Source organism: Rhodococcus wratislaviensis (assembly GCF_900455735.1).
GTDB classification, from domain to species: Bacteria; Actinomycetota; Actinomycetes; order Mycobacteriales; family Mycobacteriaceae; genus Rhodococcus_F; species Rhodococcus_F wratislaviensis.
In genome coordinates, this window is the sequence record NZ_UAUI01000015.1 from 79,669 (window position 1) to 101,101 (window position 21,433).

18 protein-coding genes, 6 tRNA genes and 1 pseudogene are annotated in these 21,433 nt (G+C 68.9%); 16 read left to right on the forward strand and 9 right to left on the reverse strand.

Features of this window, described 5'->3' with window-relative positions; genetic code table 11:
• Positions 1-62 precede the first annotated feature (62 nt).
• The gene (locus DTA22_RS20140; RefSeq protein WP_037240568.1) at positions 63-1,268 is read right to left on the reverse strand and encodes an RtcB family protein; all 1,206 of its coding nucleotides are present in this window, start codon (positions 1,266-1,268) and stop codon (positions 63-65) included.
• Between the two features lie 152 nt (positions 1,269-1,420).
• A tRNA-Val gene (locus tag DTA22_RS20145) sits at positions 1,421-1,492 on the reverse strand.
• A 242-nt stretch (positions 1,493-1,734) separates the two neighbouring features.
• On the opposite strand from DTA22_RS20145, the gene DTA22_RS20150 reads away from it, so the two are divergent.
• From DTA22_RS20150 to DTA22_RS20170, 5 genes are all read left to right on the forward strand, one after another.
• Positions 1,735-1,807, forward strand: a tRNA-Gly gene (locus DTA22_RS20150).
• A 24-nt stretch (positions 1,808-1,831) separates the two neighbouring features.
• Positions 1,832-1,902: transfer RNA gene (locus tag DTA22_RS20155), tRNA-Cys, on the forward strand.
• 1 nt (position 1,903) lies between these two features.
• A tRNA-Val gene (locus DTA22_RS20160) sits at positions 1,904-1,975 on the forward strand.
• 77 nt (positions 1,976-2,052) lie between these two features.
• Positions 2,053-2,125 (forward strand) — tRNA-Gly (locus DTA22_RS20165).
• A gap of 16 nt (positions 2,126-2,141) precedes the next feature.
• Positions 2,142-2,216: transfer RNA gene (locus DTA22_RS20170), tRNA-Val, on the forward strand.
• 73 nt (positions 2,217-2,289) lie between these two features.
• Here DTA22_RS20170 and DTA22_RS20175 read toward each other — a convergent pair.
• Complete coding sequence (locus DTA22_RS20175) at positions 2,290-2,778, reverse strand: 2-isopropylmalate synthase (RefSeq protein ID WP_112300696.1); 489 nt, start codon at positions 2,776-2,778, stop codon at positions 2,290-2,292.
• 452 nt (positions 2,779-3,230) lie between these two features.
• On the opposite strand from DTA22_RS20175, the gene DTA22_RS20180 reads away from it, so the two are divergent.
• From DTA22_RS20180 to DTA22_RS20190, 3 genes are read left to right on the forward strand one after another with little or no spacing between them, the layout of a single operon-like run.
• On the forward strand, positions 3,231-4,451 hold the full coding sequence (locus DTA22_RS20180) for an MFS transporter (protein ID WP_112300697.1): 1,221 nt from the start codon (positions 3,231-3,233) through the stop codon (positions 4,449-4,451).
• Between the two features lie 22 nt (positions 4,452-4,473).
• Positions 4,474-4,908: a hypothetical protein gene (locus DTA22_RS20185; RefSeq protein ID WP_037240562.1), complete on the forward strand. Its 435-nt coding sequence runs from the start codon at positions 4,474-4,476 to the stop codon at positions 4,906-4,908.
• The gene (locus DTA22_RS20190) at positions 4,905-5,435 is read left to right on the forward strand and encodes a GNAT family N-acetyltransferase (RefSeq protein WP_037240560.1); all 531 of its coding nucleotides are present in this window, start codon (positions 4,905-4,907) and stop codon (positions 5,433-5,435) included. Before DTA22_RS20185 ends, DTA22_RS20190 begins: the two co-directional genes overlap by 4 nt.
• A 9-nt stretch (positions 5,436-5,444) precedes the next feature.
• On the opposite strand, the gene zapE is transcribed toward DTA22_RS20190, so the two are convergent.
• Positions 5,445-6,461, reverse strand: coding sequence for a cell division protein ZapE (gene zapE, locus DTA22_RS20195; protein WP_037240557.1), 1,017 nt, complete (start codon positions 6,459-6,461; stop codon positions 5,445-5,447).
• A 34-nt stretch (positions 6,462-6,495) separates the two neighbouring features.
• Between zapE and DTA22_RS20200 the strand changes: the two genes are divergently transcribed.
• Genes DTA22_RS20200 through msrB form a run of 4 tightly spaced genes read left to right on the forward strand, consistent with a single transcriptional unit; the run spans position 6,496 to position 10,732 of the window.
• Positions 6,496-7,284 carry a pyrimidine reductase family protein gene (locus DTA22_RS20200; RefSeq protein WP_112300704.1) on the forward strand — a complete coding sequence of 263 codons (789 nt, stop codon included), beginning with the start codon at positions 6,496-6,498 and terminating at the stop codon, positions 7,282-7,284.
• A 23-nt stretch (positions 7,285-7,307) separates the two neighbouring features.
• Positions 7,308-8,864 carry an alpha/beta hydrolase gene (locus tag DTA22_RS20205; RefSeq protein ID WP_409372719.1) on the forward strand — a complete coding sequence of 519 codons (1,557 nt, stop codon included), beginning with the start codon at positions 7,308-7,310 and terminating at the stop codon, positions 8,862-8,864.
• 34 nt (positions 8,865-8,898) lie between these two features.
• Positions 8,899-10,236 carry a glycosyltransferase family 87 protein gene (locus tag DTA22_RS20210; RefSeq protein ID WP_037240555.1) on the forward strand — a complete coding sequence of 446 codons (1,338 nt, stop codon included), beginning with the start codon at positions 8,899-8,901 and terminating at the stop codon, positions 10,234-10,236.
• Between the two features lie 58 nt (positions 10,237-10,294).
• A complete protein-coding gene (msrB, locus tag DTA22_RS20215) occupies positions 10,295-10,732 on the forward strand; it encodes a peptide-methionine (R)-S-oxide reductase MsrB (protein WP_005264000.1) in 438 nt (145 codons plus the stop codon).
• Here msrB and DTA22_RS20220 read toward each other — a convergent pair.
• Genes DTA22_RS20220 through hemE form a run of 4 tightly spaced genes read right to left on the reverse strand, consistent with a single transcriptional unit; the run spans position 10,692 to position 16,181 of the window.
• Positions 10,692-13,040, reverse strand: a complete 2,349-nt coding sequence (locus DTA22_RS20220) for a molybdopterin-dependent oxidoreductase (protein WP_112300699.1) — start codon at positions 13,038-13,040, stop codon at positions 10,692-10,694. The two genes, msrB and DTA22_RS20220, sit on opposite strands and share 41 nt — an antisense overlap.
• A 15-nt stretch (positions 13,041-13,055) precedes the next feature.
• Positions 13,056-13,751: a hydrogen peroxide-dependent heme synthase gene (gene hemQ, locus DTA22_RS20225; protein ID WP_037240550.1), complete on the reverse strand. Its 696-nt coding sequence runs from the start codon at positions 13,749-13,751 to the stop codon at positions 13,056-13,058.
• A 4-nt stretch (positions 13,752-13,755) separates the two neighbouring features.
• Positions 13,756-15,117, reverse strand: a complete 1,362-nt coding sequence (locus tag DTA22_RS20230; RefSeq protein ID WP_112300700.1) for a protoporphyrinogen oxidase — start codon at positions 15,115-15,117, stop codon at positions 13,756-13,758.
• Complete coding sequence (gene hemE, locus DTA22_RS20235; RefSeq protein ID WP_174233834.1) at positions 15,114-16,181, reverse strand: uroporphyrinogen decarboxylase; 1,068 nt, start codon at positions 16,179-16,181, stop codon at positions 15,114-15,116. The genes DTA22_RS20230 and hemE overlap by 4 nt, the downstream gene beginning before the upstream one ends.
• Positions 16,182-16,342: 161 nt before the next feature.
• Here hemE and DTA22_RS20240 point away from each other — a divergent pair, with 161 nt between their 5' ends.
• Entirely contained in the window at positions 16,343-16,936 is a 594-nt protein-coding gene (locus DTA22_RS20240; protein ID WP_037240540.1) for a DUF3000 domain-containing protein, read from the forward strand.
• Here the strand turns inward: DTA22_RS20240 and DTA22_RS20245 are convergent, their stop codons facing one another.
• A complete protein-coding gene (locus DTA22_RS20245; RefSeq protein WP_112300705.1) occupies positions 16,937-18,187 on the reverse strand; it encodes an alpha/beta hydrolase in 1,251 nt (416 codons plus the stop codon).
• Between the two features lie 165 nt (positions 18,188-18,352).
• Here DTA22_RS20245 and DTA22_RS20250 point away from each other — a divergent pair, with 165 nt between their 5' ends.
• The 3 genes and pseudogenes from DTA22_RS20250 to DTA22_RS20260 all read left to right on the forward strand — a co-directional run.
• Complete coding sequence (locus DTA22_RS20250) at positions 18,353-19,747, forward strand: WS/DGAT/MGAT family O-acyltransferase (protein WP_112300702.1); 1,395 nt, start codon at positions 18,353-18,355, stop codon at positions 19,745-19,747.
• Positions 19,748-19,796: 49 nt separating this feature from the next.
• Positions 19,797-21,086 (forward strand): ribonuclease D, encoded by a 1,290-nt coding sequence (locus DTA22_RS20255; protein ID WP_112300703.1) that lies wholly within the window; start codon positions 19,797-19,799, stop codon positions 21,084-21,086.
• A gap of 149 nt (positions 21,087-21,235) precedes the next feature.
• Positions 21,236-21,433: pseudogene (locus DTA22_RS20260) on the forward strand (acetyl-CoA C-acyltransferase); the annotation flags it as partial.

Here is a 21,433-nt window from a genome sequence, read left to right on the forward strand (position 1 = left end):
GTCCACCCTACCGACCGCGACCTGCGGCGGCGCGCCGTCGCACCGCCGCAGTCGCACGCGGGTCATCCCTTGACGCAGACGACCTGGCGCAGGTGGGCCACGACCTCGACGAGATCGGCCTGCGCTTCGATCACCTGCTCGATGTCCTTGTAGGCGCCGGGGATCTCGTCGATCACGCCCGCGTCCTTGCGCGATTCGACTCCGGACGTCTGCCGCACGAGGTCGTCGACGGTGAAACGCTTCTTCGCCTTCGTACGGCTCATCGTCCGGCCCGCCCCGTGCGACGCCGAATTGAAGGACAGCTCGGAGCCCAGGCCCCGCACCACGTAGGAACCGGTGCCCATGGAGCCGGGGATGAGTCCGAGATCACCCCGCCCGGCCCGGATCGCGCCCTTGCGGGTGACGAGCATCGGCTCACCGTCGATGACCTCCTCCGACACATAGTTGTGGTGGCAGGAGATCGGCTCGTCGAACCGCACCGGCCTGCCGGGGAGGGCCTGCCGGAACGCCTGCATCACCAGCGTGAGCATGACGGCACGGTTGCGGGCTGCGTACTCCTGCGCCCACGTCAGGTCGTGGCGGTACGCGTCCATCTCCTTACTGCCTGCGAGGAACACCGCCAGATCGCGATCGACCAGCCGCTGGTTGTGCGGCAGCGCCCGCGCCACCGCGATGTGCCGCTCCGCCAGTTCCTTGCCTATGTTGCGCGACCCGGAGTGGAGCATCAGCCAGACCTCGTCGGCGTCGGACAGGCACACCTCGATGAAATGGTTGCCGCCGCCGAGGGTGCCGATCTGCTTCATCGCCTTGGATTCGCGGGGCTGAACGCCGGAATGCAGGTCACCGAAGTCCTGCCAGAAGCGGTGCCATCCCTTCTTCACTCCCCCGGCGTCCGCGACATCCAGTGCCCCGACGTTCACCGCACGCTCGTGCATGGCGAACCCGACCGGCACCGCACGCTCGATCCGCGACCGCATCGACCGCAGGCTGTCGGGCAGATCGCTCGCGGTCACATCGGTCCGGACCGCCGTCATTCCGCACCCGATGTCGACGCCGACCGCCGCCGGGGCGACCGCCTCCCGCATCGCGATGACGGAACCGACCGTCGCGCCCTTGCCCACGTGGACGTCGGGCATGACCCGCACCCCGTGTACCCACGGCAAGTCGGCCATGTTCCGCAGCTGCTGCAACGCAGCCTGCTCGATGGTCCACTCTTCCGCCCACATCAAGGTGGGCGCGGTGGTGCCTTCCAGCCTCACGGGGAACATGGGACTCAGTCCTTCGATAGCGGATCACCCGGGAATTCGGCCGGCTGAGTTCATTGTCCGCCGCGCCGGAGAGCCGGAACAACCGATTATTCGGGTGCGCCACACGAAAAAAGAGGGCGTTTCCGATTTCGGAAACGCCCTCTTCTTCTCTGTGGTCCCGGCTGGGATCGAACCAGCGACCTCCCCGGTGTGAACGGGACGCTCTTCCACTGAGCCACGGGACCGAAGCGCGCCAAACACTCGCGCTCGAACGAGTTGGAACATTAACACGACCGAGCGGCCGAACGAAAATCACGTCGCTGGGATTCGTGTCGACCCTTGCCCGCGGCACACCCGCGACCCGGCGTCGTTCATGCGTAGTTCACCGTCTGATGCCTTGACCTGCAGATTTGTAACTATCGCGGATGGTCGGCTAATGTTCTCAACCGCACCACGGAGAACATTCTCCGCGAGTTACACGGTGCATGCGGACGTGGCGCAGCTGGTAGCGCACAACCTTGCCAAGGTTGGGGTCGCGGGTTCGAATCCCGTCGTCCGCTCGAGAGGTTGGACTCAACCTTCGCGGTGGAGTGGCCGAGTGGTGAGGCAACGGCCTGCAAAGCCGTGCACACGGGTTCGATTCCCGTCTCCACCTCGCGCGATTAGCTCAGCGGGAGAGCGCTTCCCTGACACGGAAGAGGTCACTGGTTCAATCCCAGTATCGCGCACCGAGATAGATGATAGATGTACGACTGTTTTACTTGCTCGACCAGTGAGGCCCGCCAGGACGGGGGCTTTCACGAATGCGGACGTGGCGCAGCTGGTAGCGCACAACCTTGCCAAGGTTGGGGTCGCGGGTTCGAATCCCGTCGTCCGCTCTCTTCTTTTCATCCCGCGCGATTAGCTCAGCGGGAGAGCGCTTCCCTGACACGGAAGAGGTCACTGGTTCAATCCCAGTATCGCGCACCAGTTCACTCTCAACCGAACAGTTCACGACAGTTCAGCCCCGGTCATCGACCGGGGCTGAACTGTCGTTCCGGGTTCAGGCAGGCTGGAGCCGGTTGGCGCCGGCGATCATTGCGCGCAAAGTCGATTCTGTGTGGGATTCGCCGATTCCCATCGCCCAGAGGCGGATGCCGGCGCGCTCGCAGAGCAGGAATGTCGCGGTGCGGTGCCCGATCTCGTGCTGATGAAACGACAGGATCTCCATCGCACACCCCGCGTCGTACAGCATCGAGGTCATGGCGGCCACCGGGCCGGGAGCGCTCGCAGCGGTCTGGCAGATCGATTCGCCGATACCGAGTGTCGCTTCGAAATCCCACATTCCGGGGCCGGTCTTCGTTTCCGACCAACTGCCCAGACGGAACGGTCCGCTGGACGGCGCGTAGACGGCTTCGAACGCGGACCATGCCATTCCGGCGGATTCGTTGCGGAGTTCCCGCGGCAGCGACTTGCCGTAGCGCGCGGCGAACGGGTCGGCGGCCGGGGTCGAGGAGGGAAAAGATGAAGCGAAAGAAGTGTTGGTACTCATTCTCGTGGTCTTCCTGAAAGAAGGGAGGACCAACGCGTAGCTCAACGACCCGCAGCGAGGGGTCGGTCCGTATCAGACCCCGCTACGGCGGAGAACTACGAGAATGCGCTGCATGGATCACACTGTAAGCGACAACCGTCCGCAGAGACAACCCCCGGTTCACCTGTCGCACGCCCGACCACCGGTGACGGGCGGGTGACGAAATCGTTACCGCTGCCTCTGGAACGTGAGGAATTCCTCATGTATCGTCGAACTTGCCATCCACCCCCCCGATGGCAATGAGCCCCAGCCATGACCCCCCATCCAAGGCTGGGGCTCAGTCTTGTTCCGGGCACCTCACGCACCGCGCGCATCAGGACATTTCGCCCGCCTGTTCGGAGAACGCTGCACATCCCCGCAAAGTATTGGACACTCGTCCAATCGATTGGATGTCCACTACCGAAGGCCGACCCATGACGGATTCACGACGCCCCGATGTGTCCGCGGATCACCGCTCGGCACGGATCGCCGCAGCGGGCTCATTCGGCCTGCAGGGTTTTCTCCTCGCGGCCGTCCTCACGCAACTGCCGCAGTACCAGGACAGATTCGGGTTCGACGACACCGTCATCGTCGTCGCGGTCGTGACGGTGTCTCTCATTGCCGGGGCGGGAAGCGTCCTCGCCGAGCACCTGGCCCGCCGATTCTCCAGCCGGTCGGCCCTGCGATTCGGCCTCGCGACCATCACGGTCGCCGGCGGCGCCCTCGGTTTCAGCCCGAATACCGCGGCGTTCTTCGTCTGCCTGTCCGTGTACGGCGCCGGATTGGGCATCGTCGACGCCGCCGCCAACATGCAGGCGGTGTCGATCCAGCACGCCTACGGCCGTTTCATCCTGTCGTCGTTCCACGCAGTGTGGAGCGTCGGCGCGATTGCGGGTGCACTCTTCGTCGCCGCCACCTCAGCCCTCGGCGTGGGCGTCGCCACCGCGCAACTGGTGGCGGCGCTCGTCGTGGCTGTCGGTCTCGCCGTCTGCGGCCCCCGGCTCCTCGTCCGCCAGGAGCCGGCGGGCACCGCCGCGCCGGCGACCGGCTTTGTGCCCGTGCCGGTTCCGATCCGCGCACTGCTCGCGCTCGGTACCGCGATGGCGTTGTTCTACGCGATCGATTTCGGTGTCGGCAACTGGTCCGCGCTGTACGTCCGGAACGTTCTGCTCGCGGATGCCGGCACAGCTGCCCTGGCGCTGGCCGCATACCAGTGCTCGGCCCTGGTGTCGCGGCTGAGCGGCGACCACTGGGTGGCGAAGTACGGCGAGATCGCCGTAGTCCGTGCGGGTTCGGCAGTCGGTGTCGCCGGACTGACGATCGTCGTGCTCGCCCCGTCGCCGGCCGTCGCGATTGCCGGATTCCTCGTCGTGGGCCTCGGCGTGCCGGTCGTCGCTCCCCTGTGTTTCAGTGCCGCCGGGCGGCTGGCGCCCGGCGGACAGGTGGACGACGTCGTGGCGCGGATCAACCTGTTCAACTACGTGGGAACCCTCGTGGGCGGGGCGATCGTCGGCGGCGTCGCCGCGGCGACCAGCCTGCGGATCGGGTTCGTCGTCCCGCTCCTGTTCGCGGTGGGGCTCATCCTGCTCGCCCCGGCGTTCGCCCCGGACCGGGACCGCGCCAGGCAATCCGAGTGGGCCCCGGATCCCGACTGACAGCAGATGTTCTACTTAGGACATGCCGACTTGGGGATGGTTCGTGATCGCCGTGGCGATCGTCTACGTCGCGGTTCTGGTCTCGTCACGGTCCGCTCGTGGCGGCTCGCACACCCCACACGACCTGCATCCCGCATCGACCTGGCGACAACTCGACGACGCTGTCCGGGACGAGGTGAGCTGTCTGCTCGACCGGGGCAGGACGCTCGAGGCGATCAAGATTCTCGTCGCACGGGACGGGATCGGCGTGCGGCACGCGAAGGCCACGGTCGAGTACGGCCGGCTCCAGGCCCGGCCGGTCCCCGCCGGGATCCGCTCCTGCGGAGACACGGCGCCGATCGAGGGCAGGCTTCGCGACCTCAAGAGCGAGGGCAAGAACGTTGCGGCGATCACCCTGCTGCGGGACAGTACGGGAATGACACTTCGGGAAGCGAAGGACGCGGTGGATCAGCTGTGACTGTCGAAATAGACCCGGCGGGGATCTGGGATTCCGAGGCGATCGCCGACGTCGCCGCGGCAACGTTCCCGCTCGCGTGCCCGCCCGGGGCGACACAGGACGACATCGCCGCCTTCATCGACGACGTGCTGTCGGCCGAACGGTTCTCCGAGTACCTCACCGACCCGAACCGCACCGTCCTGAAGGTCACCCACGGCGGGGCGATCGTCGGCTACGCGATGCTGATCGACGGTGAACCCGCCGATCCGGACGTCGGCAGGGTCGTGACGCTGCGACCGACCACCGAGATCAGCAAGCTGTACGTGCTGCCCGGTAATCACGGGACCGGCGTCGCGTCCGCGCTGATGGACGCCATCGTCGAACGCGCCGTCGCCGCGGGGTTCGCCGGGCTGTGGCTCGGCGTCAATCAGGAGAATGTGCGCGCCCAGCGCTTCTACGCGAAGCACGGATTCACGCAGGTCGGAACGAAGACTTTCCTCGTCGGCACCCAGCTGCACCACGATTTCGTGATGCAGCGGGCGCTGTGACGAGCGGCGTCAGCTCGCGGCGACCTCGAAGCGCGACAGCGCCAGCAGGCGCGATGTGGCACGCAGGTACTTCTTCCGGTATCCACCGGCCAGCATCTCGGGAGTGAAGATCGCGTCGAGCTTGGCCCCTGCCACGGTGACCGGGATGCTCGCGTCGTACAGGCGGTCGGCGAGGACCACCAGGCGCAGCGCGACCGACTGGTCCTCGGCGGGGTGGACGCCGTCGAGGAACACGGCCGGGATGCCCTCGACCAGCTTGTTGTAGCGGGACGGGTGCAGCGTGCTGAGGTGCTTGCACAGCGCGTCGAAGTCGTCGAGTGTGGCGCCGGGGATGCTGTCGGCGCGCTCGGCGAGCTCCTCCGAGGAGATCGGGTCCGGGGCCGGCGGCAGGTCGCGGTGCCGGTAGTCGGGGCCGTCGACGCGGATCGTCTCGAAGATCGAGCCGAGCTTCTTGATCTCCCGCAGGAAGTCCTGTGCCGCGAATCGTCCTTCACCGAGCTGGCCGGGCAGGGTGTTCGACGTCGCCACGATGGACACGCCGCGCGCCGACAGTTCCGACAGCAGGCGGGACACCAGCATGGTGTCGCCCGGGTCGTCGAGTTCGAATTCGTCGATGCAGAGGACGCTGTGGTCGGACAGCTGCTCGACGGCCTTGTTGAAACCGAGGGCACCGACGACGTGCGTCAGCTCCACGAACGTGCCGAACGCCTTGGGCGACGGGACGCTGTGGAAGATCGAGGCCAGAAGGTGGGTCTTGCCGACGCCGAAGCCGCCGTCGAGGTAGAGACCGGCACCGGTGGCCTGCGTCTTCTTCCCGAACAGGCCGCGTCGTCCGCCGCTGCGGATCTTCACGACCTTCTTCGCGAACTCCTCGGCCGTCTGGACCGCGGCGGCCTGGCTGGGTTCTGCGGGATCGGGGATGTACGACGCGAAGCTCACCTCGTCGAACATGGCCGGGGGCACCATTTGAGCTACCAACTGATCAGCCGGTACCACGGGGCTGCGATCGACAAGACGTGCATGCATACAAGCAGGGTATCCACGTGTTGTGATCACCAACATGCACCGTGTACATATTGCGACATTTTTCACACCGGACAGTCCGCCCGCCCGGGAGGAGTCCAGTGAATCGACCGCGAACGCGCTGCGCGGCCTGTATGCCTACCCGAGGGAGACCCTGCGGCCCTGGGTCCGCGTCAACTTCGTGAGCAGCATCGACGGCGCCGTCTCCGTCGACGGCGTCAGCGGAGCGCTCGGCACACCCGCGGACAGGCTGGTCTTCGAAACCCTGCGGGAGTTGGCCGACGTCGTGCTGGTCGGGGCCGGAACCGTCAGGGCGGAGAACTACGGCGGGGCGCGCGTGGGCGCGGAGGGCAGGCGACGTCGGGTGGCGTCGGGGATGCCGGAGGTCCCGCCGATCGCCGTCGTGTCGGCACGCGCCCACCTCGACCCGCATTCGCGCCTGTTCACCGACACCGAGGTGGCCCCGATCGTCGTCACGTGCACGGACGCCGACCCGGCGCGGGTCCGGGCGCTCGCCGACGCGGGTGCGCGGATCGTGACGGCCGGCGAGGGGCAGGTCACCGGCGACGGGCTGATCGCCGCCCTCGAGGATCTCGGACTGCGCCGGGTGCTCTGCGAGGGCGGCCCGAGCCTGTTCGGGCAGCTGACCGCGGACGACGCCGTCGACGAGGTCTGCCTGACCACGGCGCCCGTGCTCGTCGGCGGGACCGCGGGTCGTGTCGCCACCTCGCCGGGTACCCGGGTCACCGCGATGACTCCCGCGCACATCCTCACCGACACCGACGGCACCGTCCTCACCAGGTGGGTGCGGCTGCCCCGCCCGTAGGGGAACCTGGCAGGGTGGTCGCCATGCGCAGATCGGTGTTGCTCGCAATGGTTCTCGTGGTGTGCAGCGCGTGCGGAGCCGGACCGTCCAACCGACCGCACGTGGCGGTCGAACGCGAGGGCGGCGGCAGCGAACCCACCGCGACCGAAACCGAGAACCCCGACGCTCCCCCACCCGTGTTGCAGACCCCGAAGAACGATCTGGCGTGGACCGACTGCACGCAGAGCACCCTCGGCACCCTGGGCCCGGGAACGACACCGCCCGCCGGGCTCGTCTTCGAATGCGGCTCGTACGAGTCGGCCGTCGACGAGAGCGGCACCCTGCCCGGCTCCTTCACGATGGGCGCGATGCGGGCGCGGCTCGCCGACACCCCGGACGGCGCGGCCCCACTGGTGCTCACGTCGGGATCGGACCGGTCGTCGACCGCGACGCTCGCAGCGCTGAGCACCGGCGGTCTGACGTCCCTGCTGTCGACGCGACCGGTGGTCGCGGTGGACCGCCGCGGCATCGCCTCCTCGCAGGAGATCGAATGCCTCACCCCGGAGCTCCGCAGCAGCCTGGCGGATCTCGGGCAGTTCGACCCGGGGACGGGTGACCAGGTCGACAAGGTGACCGCGCTGGGCCGCGACGCCACCATCGCATGCACCGACTACCTGCAGCCGCAGGAACTCGCGTTCGACAGCACCCACGCCGCCGACGACATCGAGGAGTTGCGCCGCACCTGGGACGTCGATGCGCTCGGGATCCTCGCCACCGGCAACGGCAGTGCCGTCGCGCTCAGCTACGCCGCCAAGTACCCGGATCGGGTCGGCCGGCTGGTCCTCGACTCCCCCGCCGTCACCACCGTGGATGCCGCGACCGCCACCGAGCAGCAGGTCGCGGGTCAGGAGGCGGCGTTCGACGCGTTCGCCCGCCAGTGCACCGCCCTGAACTGTTCCCTCGGCGCCGACCCCCGCGCCGCGATGGCCGACGCCGTCACCCGCGCCGCGAACGGCCAGATCCCTCGCGTCTCCGCGAACGCCCTCCTGACCGCGGTGTCCGGGTCGCTCGCCGCGGCGGGCGGCGACCAGCAGGGCCGCGTCCGCGCCCTGTCCGATGCGGTGTCCGCCGCCCTCGCCGGAAACACGGCGCCGATCCTCACGGCGGTCGCGCAGGCCGAGGCAGCCTACGAGAGCGACGGCCAATTCATCACCCGATGCACGGACGGTCAGCAGTGGCCCGCACCCGACCGGGTCCGCGAACTGCAGAAACTGTGGGGCGAGCGGTTCCCGCTCTTCGGTCCCAACGCCGCCGTCGGACTGCTCGCGTGCACTTCCTGGCCCGCGACCGCGCCGCCTGCCCTGCCCGGCGAGCTGACGCTGCCGGTCCTGGTGCTGAGCGGCACCGCCGACCCGGTCGTCGGGAACGCCGGGGTGGGGACGGTGACCGGGGCCGTGTCGAGCGTCGGCGCCGCGACGGCGACGCTGACGTGGCACGGCAGCGGTCACCCCGCCACCCATTCGGACTGCGCGCAGAAGTCGATCGTCACCTACGTCTCGGACGGCGTGCTGCCCCCGGACGGCAGCGCCTGCCCCGCCTAGCCGACGTGTTCCGCCCGACACCCACAGGGGGTGCGTGACCGCACGTCAGAGCTTCTCGGTGTACCGTGCCGTGGTGTTCCTTCGACAACTCGAACCGCGCACCGGGCGGACTGCCAACGAGGTAATCAACTTCGCGCTGTGGCCGATCGCCGTCATGACTGTGCTGCATCGAGTGGTCGTCAAGGCGGTCAACGGGTACATCACCGACGACTTCCGCCCGGTCTACAACGCTGCGCTGGCCTTCCTGAACGGGCGGCCCGTCTACACCGCCAACTTCAACTGGGTCGATCCGCATTACCTGTATCCGCCGTCCGGCACGCTGCTGATGGCGCCGATCGCGGTGATCGACCCCGAGAAGTCCCGGTGGTTGTTCATCATCGCCAACGCGATCGCCATCGTGATCGCGTTGTACCTGCTCCTGCGGCTGTTCGGGCTGGGACTGAACTCCATCGCCGCCCCGATCCTGCTGCTCGCCACGTTCTCGTCCGAGACCGTCACCAATACCCTCGTCTTCACCAACATCAACGGTCTGGTCCTGCTCGGCGAGATCGCGTTCCTCGTGTTGCTGATGAAGCGCAAGGACATGTGGTCCGGTGTCGCCATCGGGCTGACGTTCGCGGTCAAACCGATCCTCGCCCCACTCCTGCTGCTGCCTCTGGTGCGGGGACAGTGGAAGGTGTTCGTCACCGCGATCGGAATCCCGCTGATCCTCACCGCCGTGGCGTGGCCGCTGTCCGCGGACCCGATGGACTTCGTGCGCCACACGGTGCCGTACCTGATGGAGTCGCGCGACTACTTCAACAGCGCGATCGTCGGCAACGGCAAGTACTACGGTCTCCCCACCGCCATGATCTGGACCCTGCGCGGTGTCTTCACCGCCATCGTGCTCAGCTCTCTGTGGCTGCTCTACCGCTACTACCGCCACGACGAGCTGTTCTTCGTCGTCACCACGTCCGGGGTTCTGCTGACGGCGTCGTGGCTGCTCGGCTCGCTGGGCCAGATGTACTACTCGATGATGCTGTTCCCGCTCCTGATGTCCGTGGTGCTGAAGAATTCGGTGATGCGGAACTGGCCGGCGTGGCTGGCCGTGTACGGGTTCATGAGTTACGACAGCTGGCTGTCGAGCCGGTTCATCGAGGCCGGCCGGACCGCCGAGTACATGAAGACCACACTGGGGTGGAGTCTGATACTCCTCGTGATCTTCGGTGTGCTGACCGTCCGCTACGTCGCCGCACGGCGGGACGGGCGACTCGACCGGGGCATCGATCCGGCGTTCCTCGTCGAACCGGACGTGAAGACGCCCGAGGCCCCGCCGCGGGATCCGGAACCGGACGAGCAGCCGCAGGTCGAGTCGGCCGCCGCCAAGACGTAGGTCGCATCCCACGCCGGGCGTCACGGCCGGAATCGGCGAAACGTATTAGCGTGGAGCCATGAGTTCGCAGCAGCAGGATCCCACGCAGTCCGCCCCGAAGGTTGCTCTCTCCGACAGCGAGTGGCGCGAGAAACTGACTCCCGAGGAGTACGCGGTGCTGCGCCAGGCCGGTACCGAGCGCCCCTTCGTCGGCGAGTACACCGACACGAAGACGGAAGGCGTCTATCACTGCCGGGCCTGTGGCGCCGAGCTGTTCCGCAGCACGGAGAAGTTCGAATCGCACTGCGGGTGGCCGTCGTTCTTCGATCCGGCCGACTCGGACGCCGTCGTCCTCCGCGAGGACACGTCGCTGGGCATGCGCCGCGTCGAGGTGGTCTGCGGGACGTGCCACAGCCACCTGGGCCACGTCTTCGAGGGGGAGGGCTACCCCACCCCCACCGATCAGCGGTACTGCATCAATTCGATCTCGCTGACCCTGGAACCGACCGGCGAATGATCGTGGGCGGATCGAACGCCCGGATCGGCGGCAGCTCGTCCTCGTAGCGTTCGATCTCGACGAGCACGTGCTGACCCGTGCAGCCGTGGGCGAGTGACGACGTCCCCACGTCCGGGGTCAGCACGTTGGGGTTTCCGTGCACGCAGAGGGAATCCGGGTCGGTGGCGTCGAGCGGGTCGTACCAGGCTCCCGTCGACAGCTGGACCACACCGCGGCGGACGCCCTCGTCCACCACCACACCGGCGAGGCAGGCGCCGCGGTCGTTGAACACGCGGACGACGTCGCCGGCGGTGAGACCGCGGTCGGCGGCATCGTCCGGATGGATCCGCAGCGGTTCCCTGCCCCGGATCTTCGATTTCTGGCTGGTGCCGCCGTGGTCCAGTTGGCTGTGCAGGCGGGTGCGCGGCTGGTTGGCGATCAGATGCAGCGGGAACTGGCGTGCCCGCCTGCCTCCGAGCCATTCCTCGGGCTCGTACCAGCGTGGGTGTCCGGCGCAGTCGTCGTAGCCGAATCCGTCGATGTCGGCGGAGAAGATCTCGATCCGCCCACTCGGGGTGGCGAGCGGGAACTTCACCGGATCGGCACGGAAGTCGCCGAACAGGATCAGGTCGTCCTCGGTCCGCATCCGCACGTGACCCTGCATCCAGAAGTCGTCGAAACTCGGGGCGGTACCGCCGTCCGCGCGGACGAAGTCTCGCCACTGCCCGTACAGGTGCTCGAGCCACTGCTCGGACGAGCGCCCCTCGGTGAACGTCTCCCCGACACCCAGTTTCCGGGCGACGGCGGCGAACGTGTCGTAGTCGTCCTGCGCGTCGGCGTACGGCCCGACGGCGGCGTGCATGGCGACGAGCAGGGGGTCGTTGCGGGTGCAGCTGAGATCGGCCCGCTCGAGGGACGTGGTGGACGGGACGACGATGTCCGCGTGCCGGGCCATCGGCGTCCAGTAGGGGTCGTGGACCACGATCGTGTCGGGACGGGCCAGCGCCCGGCGCAGACGGGGAATGTCCTGATGGTGGTGGAAGGGGTTGCCGCCCGCCCAGTACAGCATCTTGATGTCCGGGTACGTCAGCCGCTGACCGTCGTAGTCGAACGGTGCGCCCGGGTTCAGGAGCATGTCCGAGATCGCGGCCACGGGGATGAAGTCGCGGACGGGGTTCAGCCCCTGGGGAAGCGTGGGCAGCGGGTACGGGACGGGGGCGAGCCCGGGCTCGTTCATGGAACCGTAGCCGTGGCCGAAACCCCCACCGGGAAGGCCGATCTGGCCCAGCATCGCAGCGAGGGTGACCCCCATCCACGGAGCCTGCTCGCCGTGCCGGACCCTCTGCAGCGACCAGGTGACGGTCACCATCGTCCTGCCCGACGCCATCCGCCGGGCCAGGGTGACCAGGTCCGCGGCGGCGATACCGGAGATCTGCTCGGCCCATGCGGGTGATTTGGGTACGCCGTCGGATCGCCCGAGCAGATAGTCCTCGAAGCGGTCGTAGCCGACGCAGTGGCTGCCCAGGAATGCCGTGTCGTGCAGGTCTTCGGTCGCGAGGACGAACGCGAGTGCGAGCATGATCGCGACATCGGTTCCGGGCACCGGGGCGTGGCGCTCGGCGGCGCCGTGCACGTCGTCGTGCAGCGGACTGAACGACACGACGGAGCCGCCGCGGCGCCGGAGCGCGTCGAGCGCGTCGCGCGTCGGGTGGTCGCTGGTCCCGCCGTGATTGACGCCGGTGTTCTTGAGGGGGACGCCACCGAAGCACACCATGAGATCGGTGTGCTCGGCGATGATCTTCCAGGACGTCGAGCGGGCGAACATCTTCCAGTGGGTGCCCACCACCCGGGGCATGACGACGCCCGTCGCGCCCAGCGAGTAGCTGTGCACCGACCGGGTGTAGCCACCGAGGGTGTTCAGGAACCGGTGGACCTGGCTCTGAGCGTGGTGGAACCGTCCCGCGCTGGCCCACCCGTACGAACCGCCGTAGATCGCACTGTTGCCGTGCGTGTCGACGACCCTGCGCAGTTCGTTCGCGAGCCGCTGGGTCAGCTCTTCCCAGTCGACCGACACGAATTCGTCGGACCCTCGGGAACTGCTGGGTCCCGGGCCGTTCTCGAGCCACCCGCGGCGCACCACCGGGCCGGTGATCCGCGCCTTGCTGCGGACCGACCCGGCGATGTTGCCCAGCACCGGTGACGGGTTCGCGTCACCGGTGTACGGGTGGGCGGCGACGACGTCGCCGTCGGCGACCTCGGCCTCGAACATGCCCCAGTGCGACATGTGCTGGTAGCGGGGCGCGGTGCGAGCCCCGTCGGCGTCATTCATCTGTGGTGCTTCAGATCACGGCAGAGCGGTGATCAGCTTCTCCACATCCACCCGCGGGCCGGTGAAGAACGGCACCTCCTCGCGGACGTGCAGGCGGGCCTCGGTGGCGCGCAGGTCGCGCATGAGGTCGACGATGCGGTACAGCTCGGGCGCCTCGAACGCGAGAATCCACTCGTAGTCGCCGAGCGCGAACGAGGGCACGGTGTTGGCGCGGACGTCCTTGTACGTGCGGGCCGCCATGCCGTGGTCGGCGAGCATCTTGCGCCGCTCGTCGTCGGGCAGCAGGTACCACTCGTAGGAGCGGACGAACGGGTACACGCAGATGTAGTTGCCCGGATCCTCACCGGCCAGGAACGCCGGAATGTGGCTCTTGTTGAACTCGGCGGGACGGTGGCACGCGACGTTGCTCCACACGGGCTTGCTCGCGCGGCCCAGTGCGGTGGTGCGGCGGAAGTCGGCGTAGGTGGCCTGGAGGGCTTCGATGCTCGCCGAGTGCGTCCAGATCATGAAGTCGGCGTCGGCACGCAGGCCGGCCACGTCGTAGAGCCCGCGCACCACGACACCCTTGTCGGCCTGACCTTCGAAGAAGATCCGCGCCTCCTTGATCACAGCTTCCCGGTCGTCCCCGAGTACACCGGGTTCCACCTGGAACACCGAGAACATGAGGTAGCGGATTTCAGAGTTCAATGCGTCGAAGTCGAGGCGTGCCATGGGTCTATCGTGCCACTCGCCCGGCGAGCCGTGCAGCCGCCGTCGTCGCAGCGGCCACACACGCGGGAACACCGACCCCGTGGAGCAGTGCCCCGGACACCTCGAGACCGTCCAGACCTGCGACTTCCTGCTCGATCACCGCCACCCGCTCGAGATGGCCGGGACCGTACTGCGGCAGGCCGCCGTGCCAGCGCTGGACATGCGCTGCGACGGGCTCCGCGGACACCCCGGTGACCGTCGCGAGGTCCCGCCGGGCCGCGGCGATCAGCTCGTCGTCGGGTGCGTCGACGACGGCGGCGTCGCCGAACCGTCCGAACGACGCCCGGACGAGAGTCACCTCCCGCTCGGCGAGGTGCGGCCACTTGCGGCTCGACAGGGTGAACGCTTTCGCGCCGAGCGCGGCGTCGGTGGCGACGAGGATCCCGGAGTTCTGCGGGAGGTCCACCCGGATCGGCAGGGCCAGAGCGACGACCGCCGAGGAGGCCAGCGGGATGTCGGCGGCGGCCGCCGTCGCGCGGGGGGCGATGCCGGTGAGCAGGTCGGCGAGTTGGGGGGCGGGCACGGCGAGCACGACCCCGTCGACGCGGCCCACCGGGTCGGCCGACCAGCCGTCGCCGTCCCGGCCCAGTGTCCGGATCCGTTCGTGCACGATTTCCGGCGACGCGGCCTCCGTCAGGGCGCGCAGCAGGACGCCGTAGCCGTCACGCAGCGCCCCGAACACCGGCCCGGGGGTCGGGGCGGGGAGGGCGTCCGCCACGGCCGCGGACAGGCTCGTGGCTCCGCGGTCGAGCGCCGCCGCGAGTGTGGGGAGCGCGGCGCGGACGCCGATGGTGTCCGCCAGACCCGAATAGACCCCTCCGAGAAGTGGATCCACCGACCGCTGGACCACCTGCGCGCCGAACCGGTCGCCGACCAGTGCACCGACGGCGATGTCCGCGCCCGGTGCCCAGTCGAGGGGCACCGTCCGCTCCCCCGCCACCCGCGCGAGTGTCCGGTCGTCGACGAGACCGCGCAGGCTGTTCCCGTCCGCGGGTATCCCCATGAGCGTGCCGGCCGGCAGGGGGTGCAGCGCGTCCTCGGACCAGATGAGCGGCCGCAGTCCCGCCGGATACACCAGTTGGTCGGCGAGGCCGAGTTCACCGAGCAGGGCGGGCAGTTCCGGGCGCCGCGCGATGAAGGCTTCCGCCCCGACGTCGACGGGTTCCCCCGCCAGGTCCACCGTGCGCAGCTTGCCCCCGAGCCGCTCCGCGCCGTCGGCGAGAATGATCCGGGCCTCGGCGCCGAGCCGTTGCCGCAGCCGGTACGCGGCAACGAGCCCCGAGATACCGCCGCCGACGACGAGAACGTTCGGCGACGACCCGGTCACAGTGAATGCACCAGCTCGACCAGCGCGGTCAGGGCGCCCGGGTCGGTGTCGGGCAGGACGCCGTGCCCGAGGTTGAAGATGTGTCCCGTGGCGCCGGCGGCGAGGGCGGCGTCGGCTTCCGCGGTGATCCGGCGGACCTGCTTCTCGACTGCCGCCGGTCCCGCGAACAGCACCGCGGGGTCGAGGTTGCCCTGGAGCGCCTTGCCCGGGCCGACCCGGCGCGCCGCCACGTCCAGGGGGATGCGCCAGTCGACGCCCACCACGTCGGCGCCCGCTTCGCCCATCGCGCCGAGCAGTTCACCGGTTCCGACGCCGAAGTGGATGCGCGGCACCTTCGCGTTCTCCACCTCGGCGAACACCCGCTCGGAGTGCGGCAGCACGAACTCCCGGTACTCGGCGAGGGACAGCGCCCCGGCCCAGGAGTCGAACAGCTGGATCGCGTCGACGCCGGCGCGCAGCTGGGTCTGCAGGAAGGTGATGGTCGTGTCGGCCAGGGAGCCGAGCAGCGCGTGCCATGTCCGGGGGTCGGAGTGCATCAGCGCCTTCGTGCGCTCGTGGTTGCGGCTCGGACCGCCCTCGACCAGGTACGACGCGAGGGTGAACGGGGCTCCGGCGAAGCCGATCAGCGGCGTCGAGCCGAGTTCCGCGGTGAGCAGCTGCACGGCCTGGGCGACGGCGCCGACTTCCTCGGGCACGAGGCGGGGCAGGGCGGCGACGTCGGCGATCGACCGGACCGGGTTCGCGACGACGGGACCGGTGCCTGCGACGATGTCGAGATCGATGCCGGCGGCCTTGAGCGGCACCACGATGTCGGAGAACAGGATCGCGGCGTCGACGCCGTGCCTGCGCACGGGCTGCATGGTGATCTCGCAGACGAGTGCCGGATCGAAGCACGACTCGAGCATGCCGATCCCCGACCGGATCTTGCGGTACTCGGGAAGCGAGCGGCCCGCCTGCCGCATGAACCACACCGGGCGGCGGCCGGGGGTACGGCCTTCCGCGGCCGCCAGGAGGGGGGCGTCGGGGAGCACCCGCCTCGACGTGTACGTCGCCCGTTCGCTCATGCCTGCATTGGTGCTTTCCAACCCGCTCATCGGTCCTCGCGCTCTCTGCCTGCTCGAATTTCGGCAGCTCTCATGCTGCCATGCCGGGACTCCGCCGCCGATCGGCCCTGCTCGGCGCGCCTCCGACGAGATGTGCAGGTCCGGGTCTAACGTCCCGAGCTGTGACGACTTCGGGATCGCCCGCCGAACCGGCCGAGTTCCGCGCCGCCGTCGAAGCGATGAATTCCGCGCAGGTTCGCGCGGACATCGAGCTGGGCCCCATCCGGCCCCCGCAACGGCTCGCGCCGTACAGCTACGCCGTCGGCGCAGAGGTCGTGCACGAGGACACCGGGGTCGTCGCCGAACAGAGCGAGGGTGACGCGTTCGGCAGATTGATCCTCCTGTTCGACCCCGAGGGCGACGAGGCGTGGAACGGCACGATGCGGCTGGTCGCCTACATTCAGGCCGATCTCGACGCCGCCGTGGCGTCCGACCCCCTTCTTCCCGAGGTGGCGTGGAGCTGGCTCGTCGACGCCCTCGAGTCGCGCCACGAACCCCTCAACGCGCTCGGCGGGACGGTGACCGCGACGACGTCGGTGCGTTACGGCGACATCGCCGGTCCCCCGCATGCGCATCAGCTGGAACTGCGCGCGTCGTGGACGGCGACGTCGGTCGAACTGGCCACGCACGTCGAGGCGTTCTGCGAGGTACTGGCGTACGCGGCCGGTCTGCCGCCCGCAGGGGTGTCGCAGTTGCGGACGCTCGGCGGCAAGTAGTCAGGCCGATTCGGTGCCCGCCGCGGGCACGTCGGTGGTGGCGCTGCGCGACCATTCCAGGAATCGCCCGACGGCCTGCGTGACGGAGATGCTGCGGATCGAGGGGAACACGTCGAACGCGTGCTGCGCGCCCTTCAGTTCCGCGTAGACGACGGGGTTGTCGGACACCTGCCGGAGTTCGTCGACGAATATCCGCGCCTCGGCGACGGGGATCAGCGAATCGCTCGTGCCGTGGATCACGAAGAACGGCGGTGCGTCCGCCCGGAGGTGCGCGAGCGGCGACGCGGCCCGGTAGTCGTCGGGGAACTTGGCCTGCTTGCCGAGCACCATCGGCATCAACCCGGAGTGCACGCGCTGGAGGACGGCCTTGATTCCGGTGTCGCCGGCGATGTCGTAGACGCCGTAGTACGGGACACACGCCTGGACCGACGTGTCGACGTCCTCGAACCCCGGCTGCAGGTGGCTGTCGTTCGCGGTGAGTCCCACCATGGCGGCGAGGTGGCCACCCGCCGAACCACCTGTGACGGCGATGAAGTCGGGGTTGCCGCCGTACTCCTCGACGTGCTCCCGGAGCCAGGCCAGGGCCTGCTTGATCGCGATCAGGTGTTCCGGCCACTTCGCCTTCGGTGACAGCGGGTAGTTGACCGCCGCACACACCCACCCCCGCGAGGCCATCTCGAGCATGAGCGGCAGACCTTGTTGATCCTTGTTCCCGATCACCCACCCCCCGCCGTGAATCTGCAGGAGCACCGGACTCTTCGACGGCAGATCCTGCCGGTGGTAGATGTCGAGGCGGGCCCGGCGCCCGCCCGGCCCGTACGCCAGGTTTCGGACCCGGGTGACCGCCTTGTTCCGCATCCAGAACGGGTTGAGGAGTTGCCGCCACACGGGTCGTCCGGGGTGTTCGATGGCCCTGTCGCGGTCGGTGTAGTTCTCGCCGAGCGTCTCGACGAGAGCGGATTCGGCTTCCGCTCCGGCGCCCCGGCCGGTGGCGATCACGGCGGCGAGCCCGGCGGCGGACGCGGCGGCCAGCGCGAGGCCGACACGGTCACCTCGGGTGCGCGTTCCGTGACGCGCGGCGTGCTGGGCGGCGTCGGCCGCGGTCACGGCGAGGAGGTGCGGCGCGAGTTCGGTGGTGAGCCACCCCGAGAAGAAGGCGACCACCGATGTGGGCGCACCGGGCAGGGGACGCAGGGCGTTGGCGGCGAGTGCCGCGCCGACGGCCTGCCGGAGAACGAAACCTCGGGTCATACCCCAACCGTAGAACATGTTCTAATCAATCGGTTGACCGGCGTGCCGGCGGGCGCCGGATCGAGAACGACACGGGACGGCATCTCGAAGGGTCGGACACTGCTCCGACCTCACAGTTCCGCGATTCGATGGACCAACTTCTAGAACGTGTTCTAGTATCGGACCATGCAGCGACTCAGCGGTCTCGACGCGTCCTTCCTCTACCTCGAAACGTCGACGCAACTCCTCCACGTCTGCGGAGTCATCGTTCTCGACGTGTCGACGGTTCCGGGTGGCTACACGTTCGCCCAGCTCAAGGCGGAGCTCGGCGCGCGCACCGAAGCGATTCCCTCGTTCCGGCGCAAGCTGCAGGACTCGAAGTTCAACCTCGACCACCCCGTGTGGGTCGAGGACACCGACTTCGACATCGACCGGCACTGCCATCGCGTCGCACTCCCCGCCCCCGGCGGCCGCGACGAACTGGCCGAGCTGTGCGGCGACATCGCGGGCATTCCCCTCGACCGCGCCCGGCCGCTGTGGGAGATGTGGGTGATCGAAGGCCTCGAGGACGGTTCCGTCGCCGTGATGTCGAAGATGCACCACGCCGGGGTCGACGGCATCACCGGCGCCAACATGATGGCGCAGCTGTGCGGCCTGGAAGCGGACGCACCACGACCCGGCCCCGACGACTCCGCCGAGAGCGCGGGGCAGGCGAGCACACTCGACATCGCCGTGGGCGGGCTGCTCGCGGTCGCGTCCCGGCCGGCGAAACTGCTGAGAATCGTCCCGCAGAGCCTGACTCTGCTCCCCCGCTGGATCGGCCGGGCCCGGCGCGGCGAGGCGATGCCCGCACCGTTCACCGCGCCGCGCACGTCCCTGAACGGCACGTTGACCAGTCACCGCAACCTCGCGTTCACCCAGCTCGACCTCGACAAGGTCAAGACCGTCAAGGACGCGTTCGACGTCAAGGTCAACGATGTGGTGCTCGCGCTGTGCTCGGGCGCACTGCGGAAATACCTGCAGAACCGCCGGGAGCTGCCCGACAAGTCGCTGGTCGCCATCGTCCCGGTCTCGGTCCACGGAAAGTCGGACCGGCCGGGCACCAACCAGGTGTCCGGCATGTTCACCCAACTCGGCACCCAGATCGAGGACCCGGCCGAACGCCTGCTCGCGATCGGCGAGCACAACTCGACGTCGAAGGAACACAACGAGACCCTCGGCGCGAGCCTGCTGCAGGACTGGTCCCAGTTCGCCGGCCAGGCCGTGTTCGGCACCGCCATGCGCCTCTACTCGACCCTCGGCCTGGCGGAACGGCATCCGGTGGTCCACAACCTGGTGATCTCCAACGTGCCCGGACCGTCCGTCCCGCTGTATTTCCTGGGCGCTCTGATCAAGGCGATGTATCCGCTGGGCCCGATCTTCCACGGCGCCGGGCTCAACGTGACGGTGATGTCGCTGAACGGTCAGCTCGACGTCGGCCTGATGAGCTGCCCGGAACTCGCACCCCACCTCTGGGACCTCGTCGACGCGTTTCCCGCAGCGTTGGACGAGCTCGTCGAGGCAGCGGAGAACCGGTCGTGAACCCGCCGGTGCGCTGCGGGAATCCCGAAGCGACGTAGAGTCAGCTGTCATGTCCGAAGTCACCGACGACGCCTCGTCACCCGTCCCCGCCGAAGAGCCCGGCCGGCAGATCGTTCCCCTGCTCGCACCCCGGGACGGCGTGCCCGATGTCGTGACCACGGCGGAGGGCGTCGCGAAGGCCGCGGCCGCGCTGAGTGAGGGCACCGGGCCGCTGGCTGTCGACGCCGAGCGGGCGTCCGGCTTCCGCTATTCGGCGCGGGCGTATCTCGTGCAGCTGCGCCGGGAGGGTGCGGGAACGGTGCTCCTCGACCCGATCCCCGCCGCCGCCGATCTCGCCCCGCTGGCGGAGGTGATCAACCCGCTGGAGTGGATCCTGCACTCCGCCGACCAGGATCTGCCGGGGCTCGCGGAGATCGGCCTGGCGCCGGCGACACTGTTCGACACCGAACTCGCGGGGCGCCTCGCCGGGTTCGAACGGGTCGGTCTCGCCGCGATCGTCGAGCGGACGCTGGGTCTCGAACTCCGGAAGGGCCACGGCGCCGCCGACTGGTCGAAGCGGCCGCTGCCCGACTCCTGGCTGAACTATGCGGCCCTCGACGTCGAGGTTCTCGTCGAGTTGCGGAACGTGATGGCCGCGGAACTCGACGAGCAGGGCAAGAGTGATTGGGCCGCACAGGAATTCGAGCACATCCGGCTCGCGGGGCCACCGAAACCCAAGGCCGACCGCTGGCGGCGGACGTCGCACATCACGTCACTGAAGACGCAACGGCAACTGGCCGGCGCACGCTCCCTGTGGCAGGCCCGCGAGGACCTCGCCCGCAAACGCGACGTCTCCCCCAGCCGGGTCCTTCCGGATTCGGCGATCATCGACGCCGCGACGAAGGACCCCCGCAGCATCGAGGCACTCCGGGCGCTGCCCGTGTTCGGCGGTCCCCGCCAGCGGCGGCACTCCCGGATCTGGCTGCAGGCGCTCGAGGACGCCCGGGCACTGCCGGACTCCGAACTTCCTCCGAAGACCCCGCCGTTCACGGGACCGCCGCCCGCGAGCCGGTGGGCGCGGCACGACCCCGACGCCGCCGAGCGGCTGACGGCGGCCCGCGCCGCACTGGCCGCCCTCGGCGCGGACGTGTCGGTGCCGGTGGAGAACCTGGTGACCCCGGAACTCGTCCGCAGGTTGTGCTGGGACTGGACGACGCCCGCGGACGGCGAGGTCGAGGCGGCAATCGACCGGGTGCTCGATGCGGGTGGAGCGCGCCCCTGGCAGCGGATGCTGACCGTGCCCGTGCTGGCGAGCGCATTGCTCTCCGCCGCCGAGCGGAAGGGTTCCGGCGGCGACTGATCGACTGCACCGACACGCGGGGTGAGCGCGTGAATTCCCGATGAGGTACCCGTTAAGTTACCCGCGAGTAACGGTAGGGGTACGCTGGTCTGGAGGCCGGACGCCTGGCCGTGATCCGGAACCAAACTGCTCCATCAGGAGGAATTCGCGTGGCTCCATCCACCACAACTCAACGCAACGTCGTGTTCGTCGACGGCATCCGCACTCCGTTCGGCAAGGCCGGCCCCAAAGGCATCTACGCGGAGACCCGCGCGGACGACCTCGTCGTCAAGACCATCCGCGAGCTGCTTCGCCGTAATCCGCAGCTCGACCCCGCGCGCATCGACGAGGTCGCCATCGCCGCGACC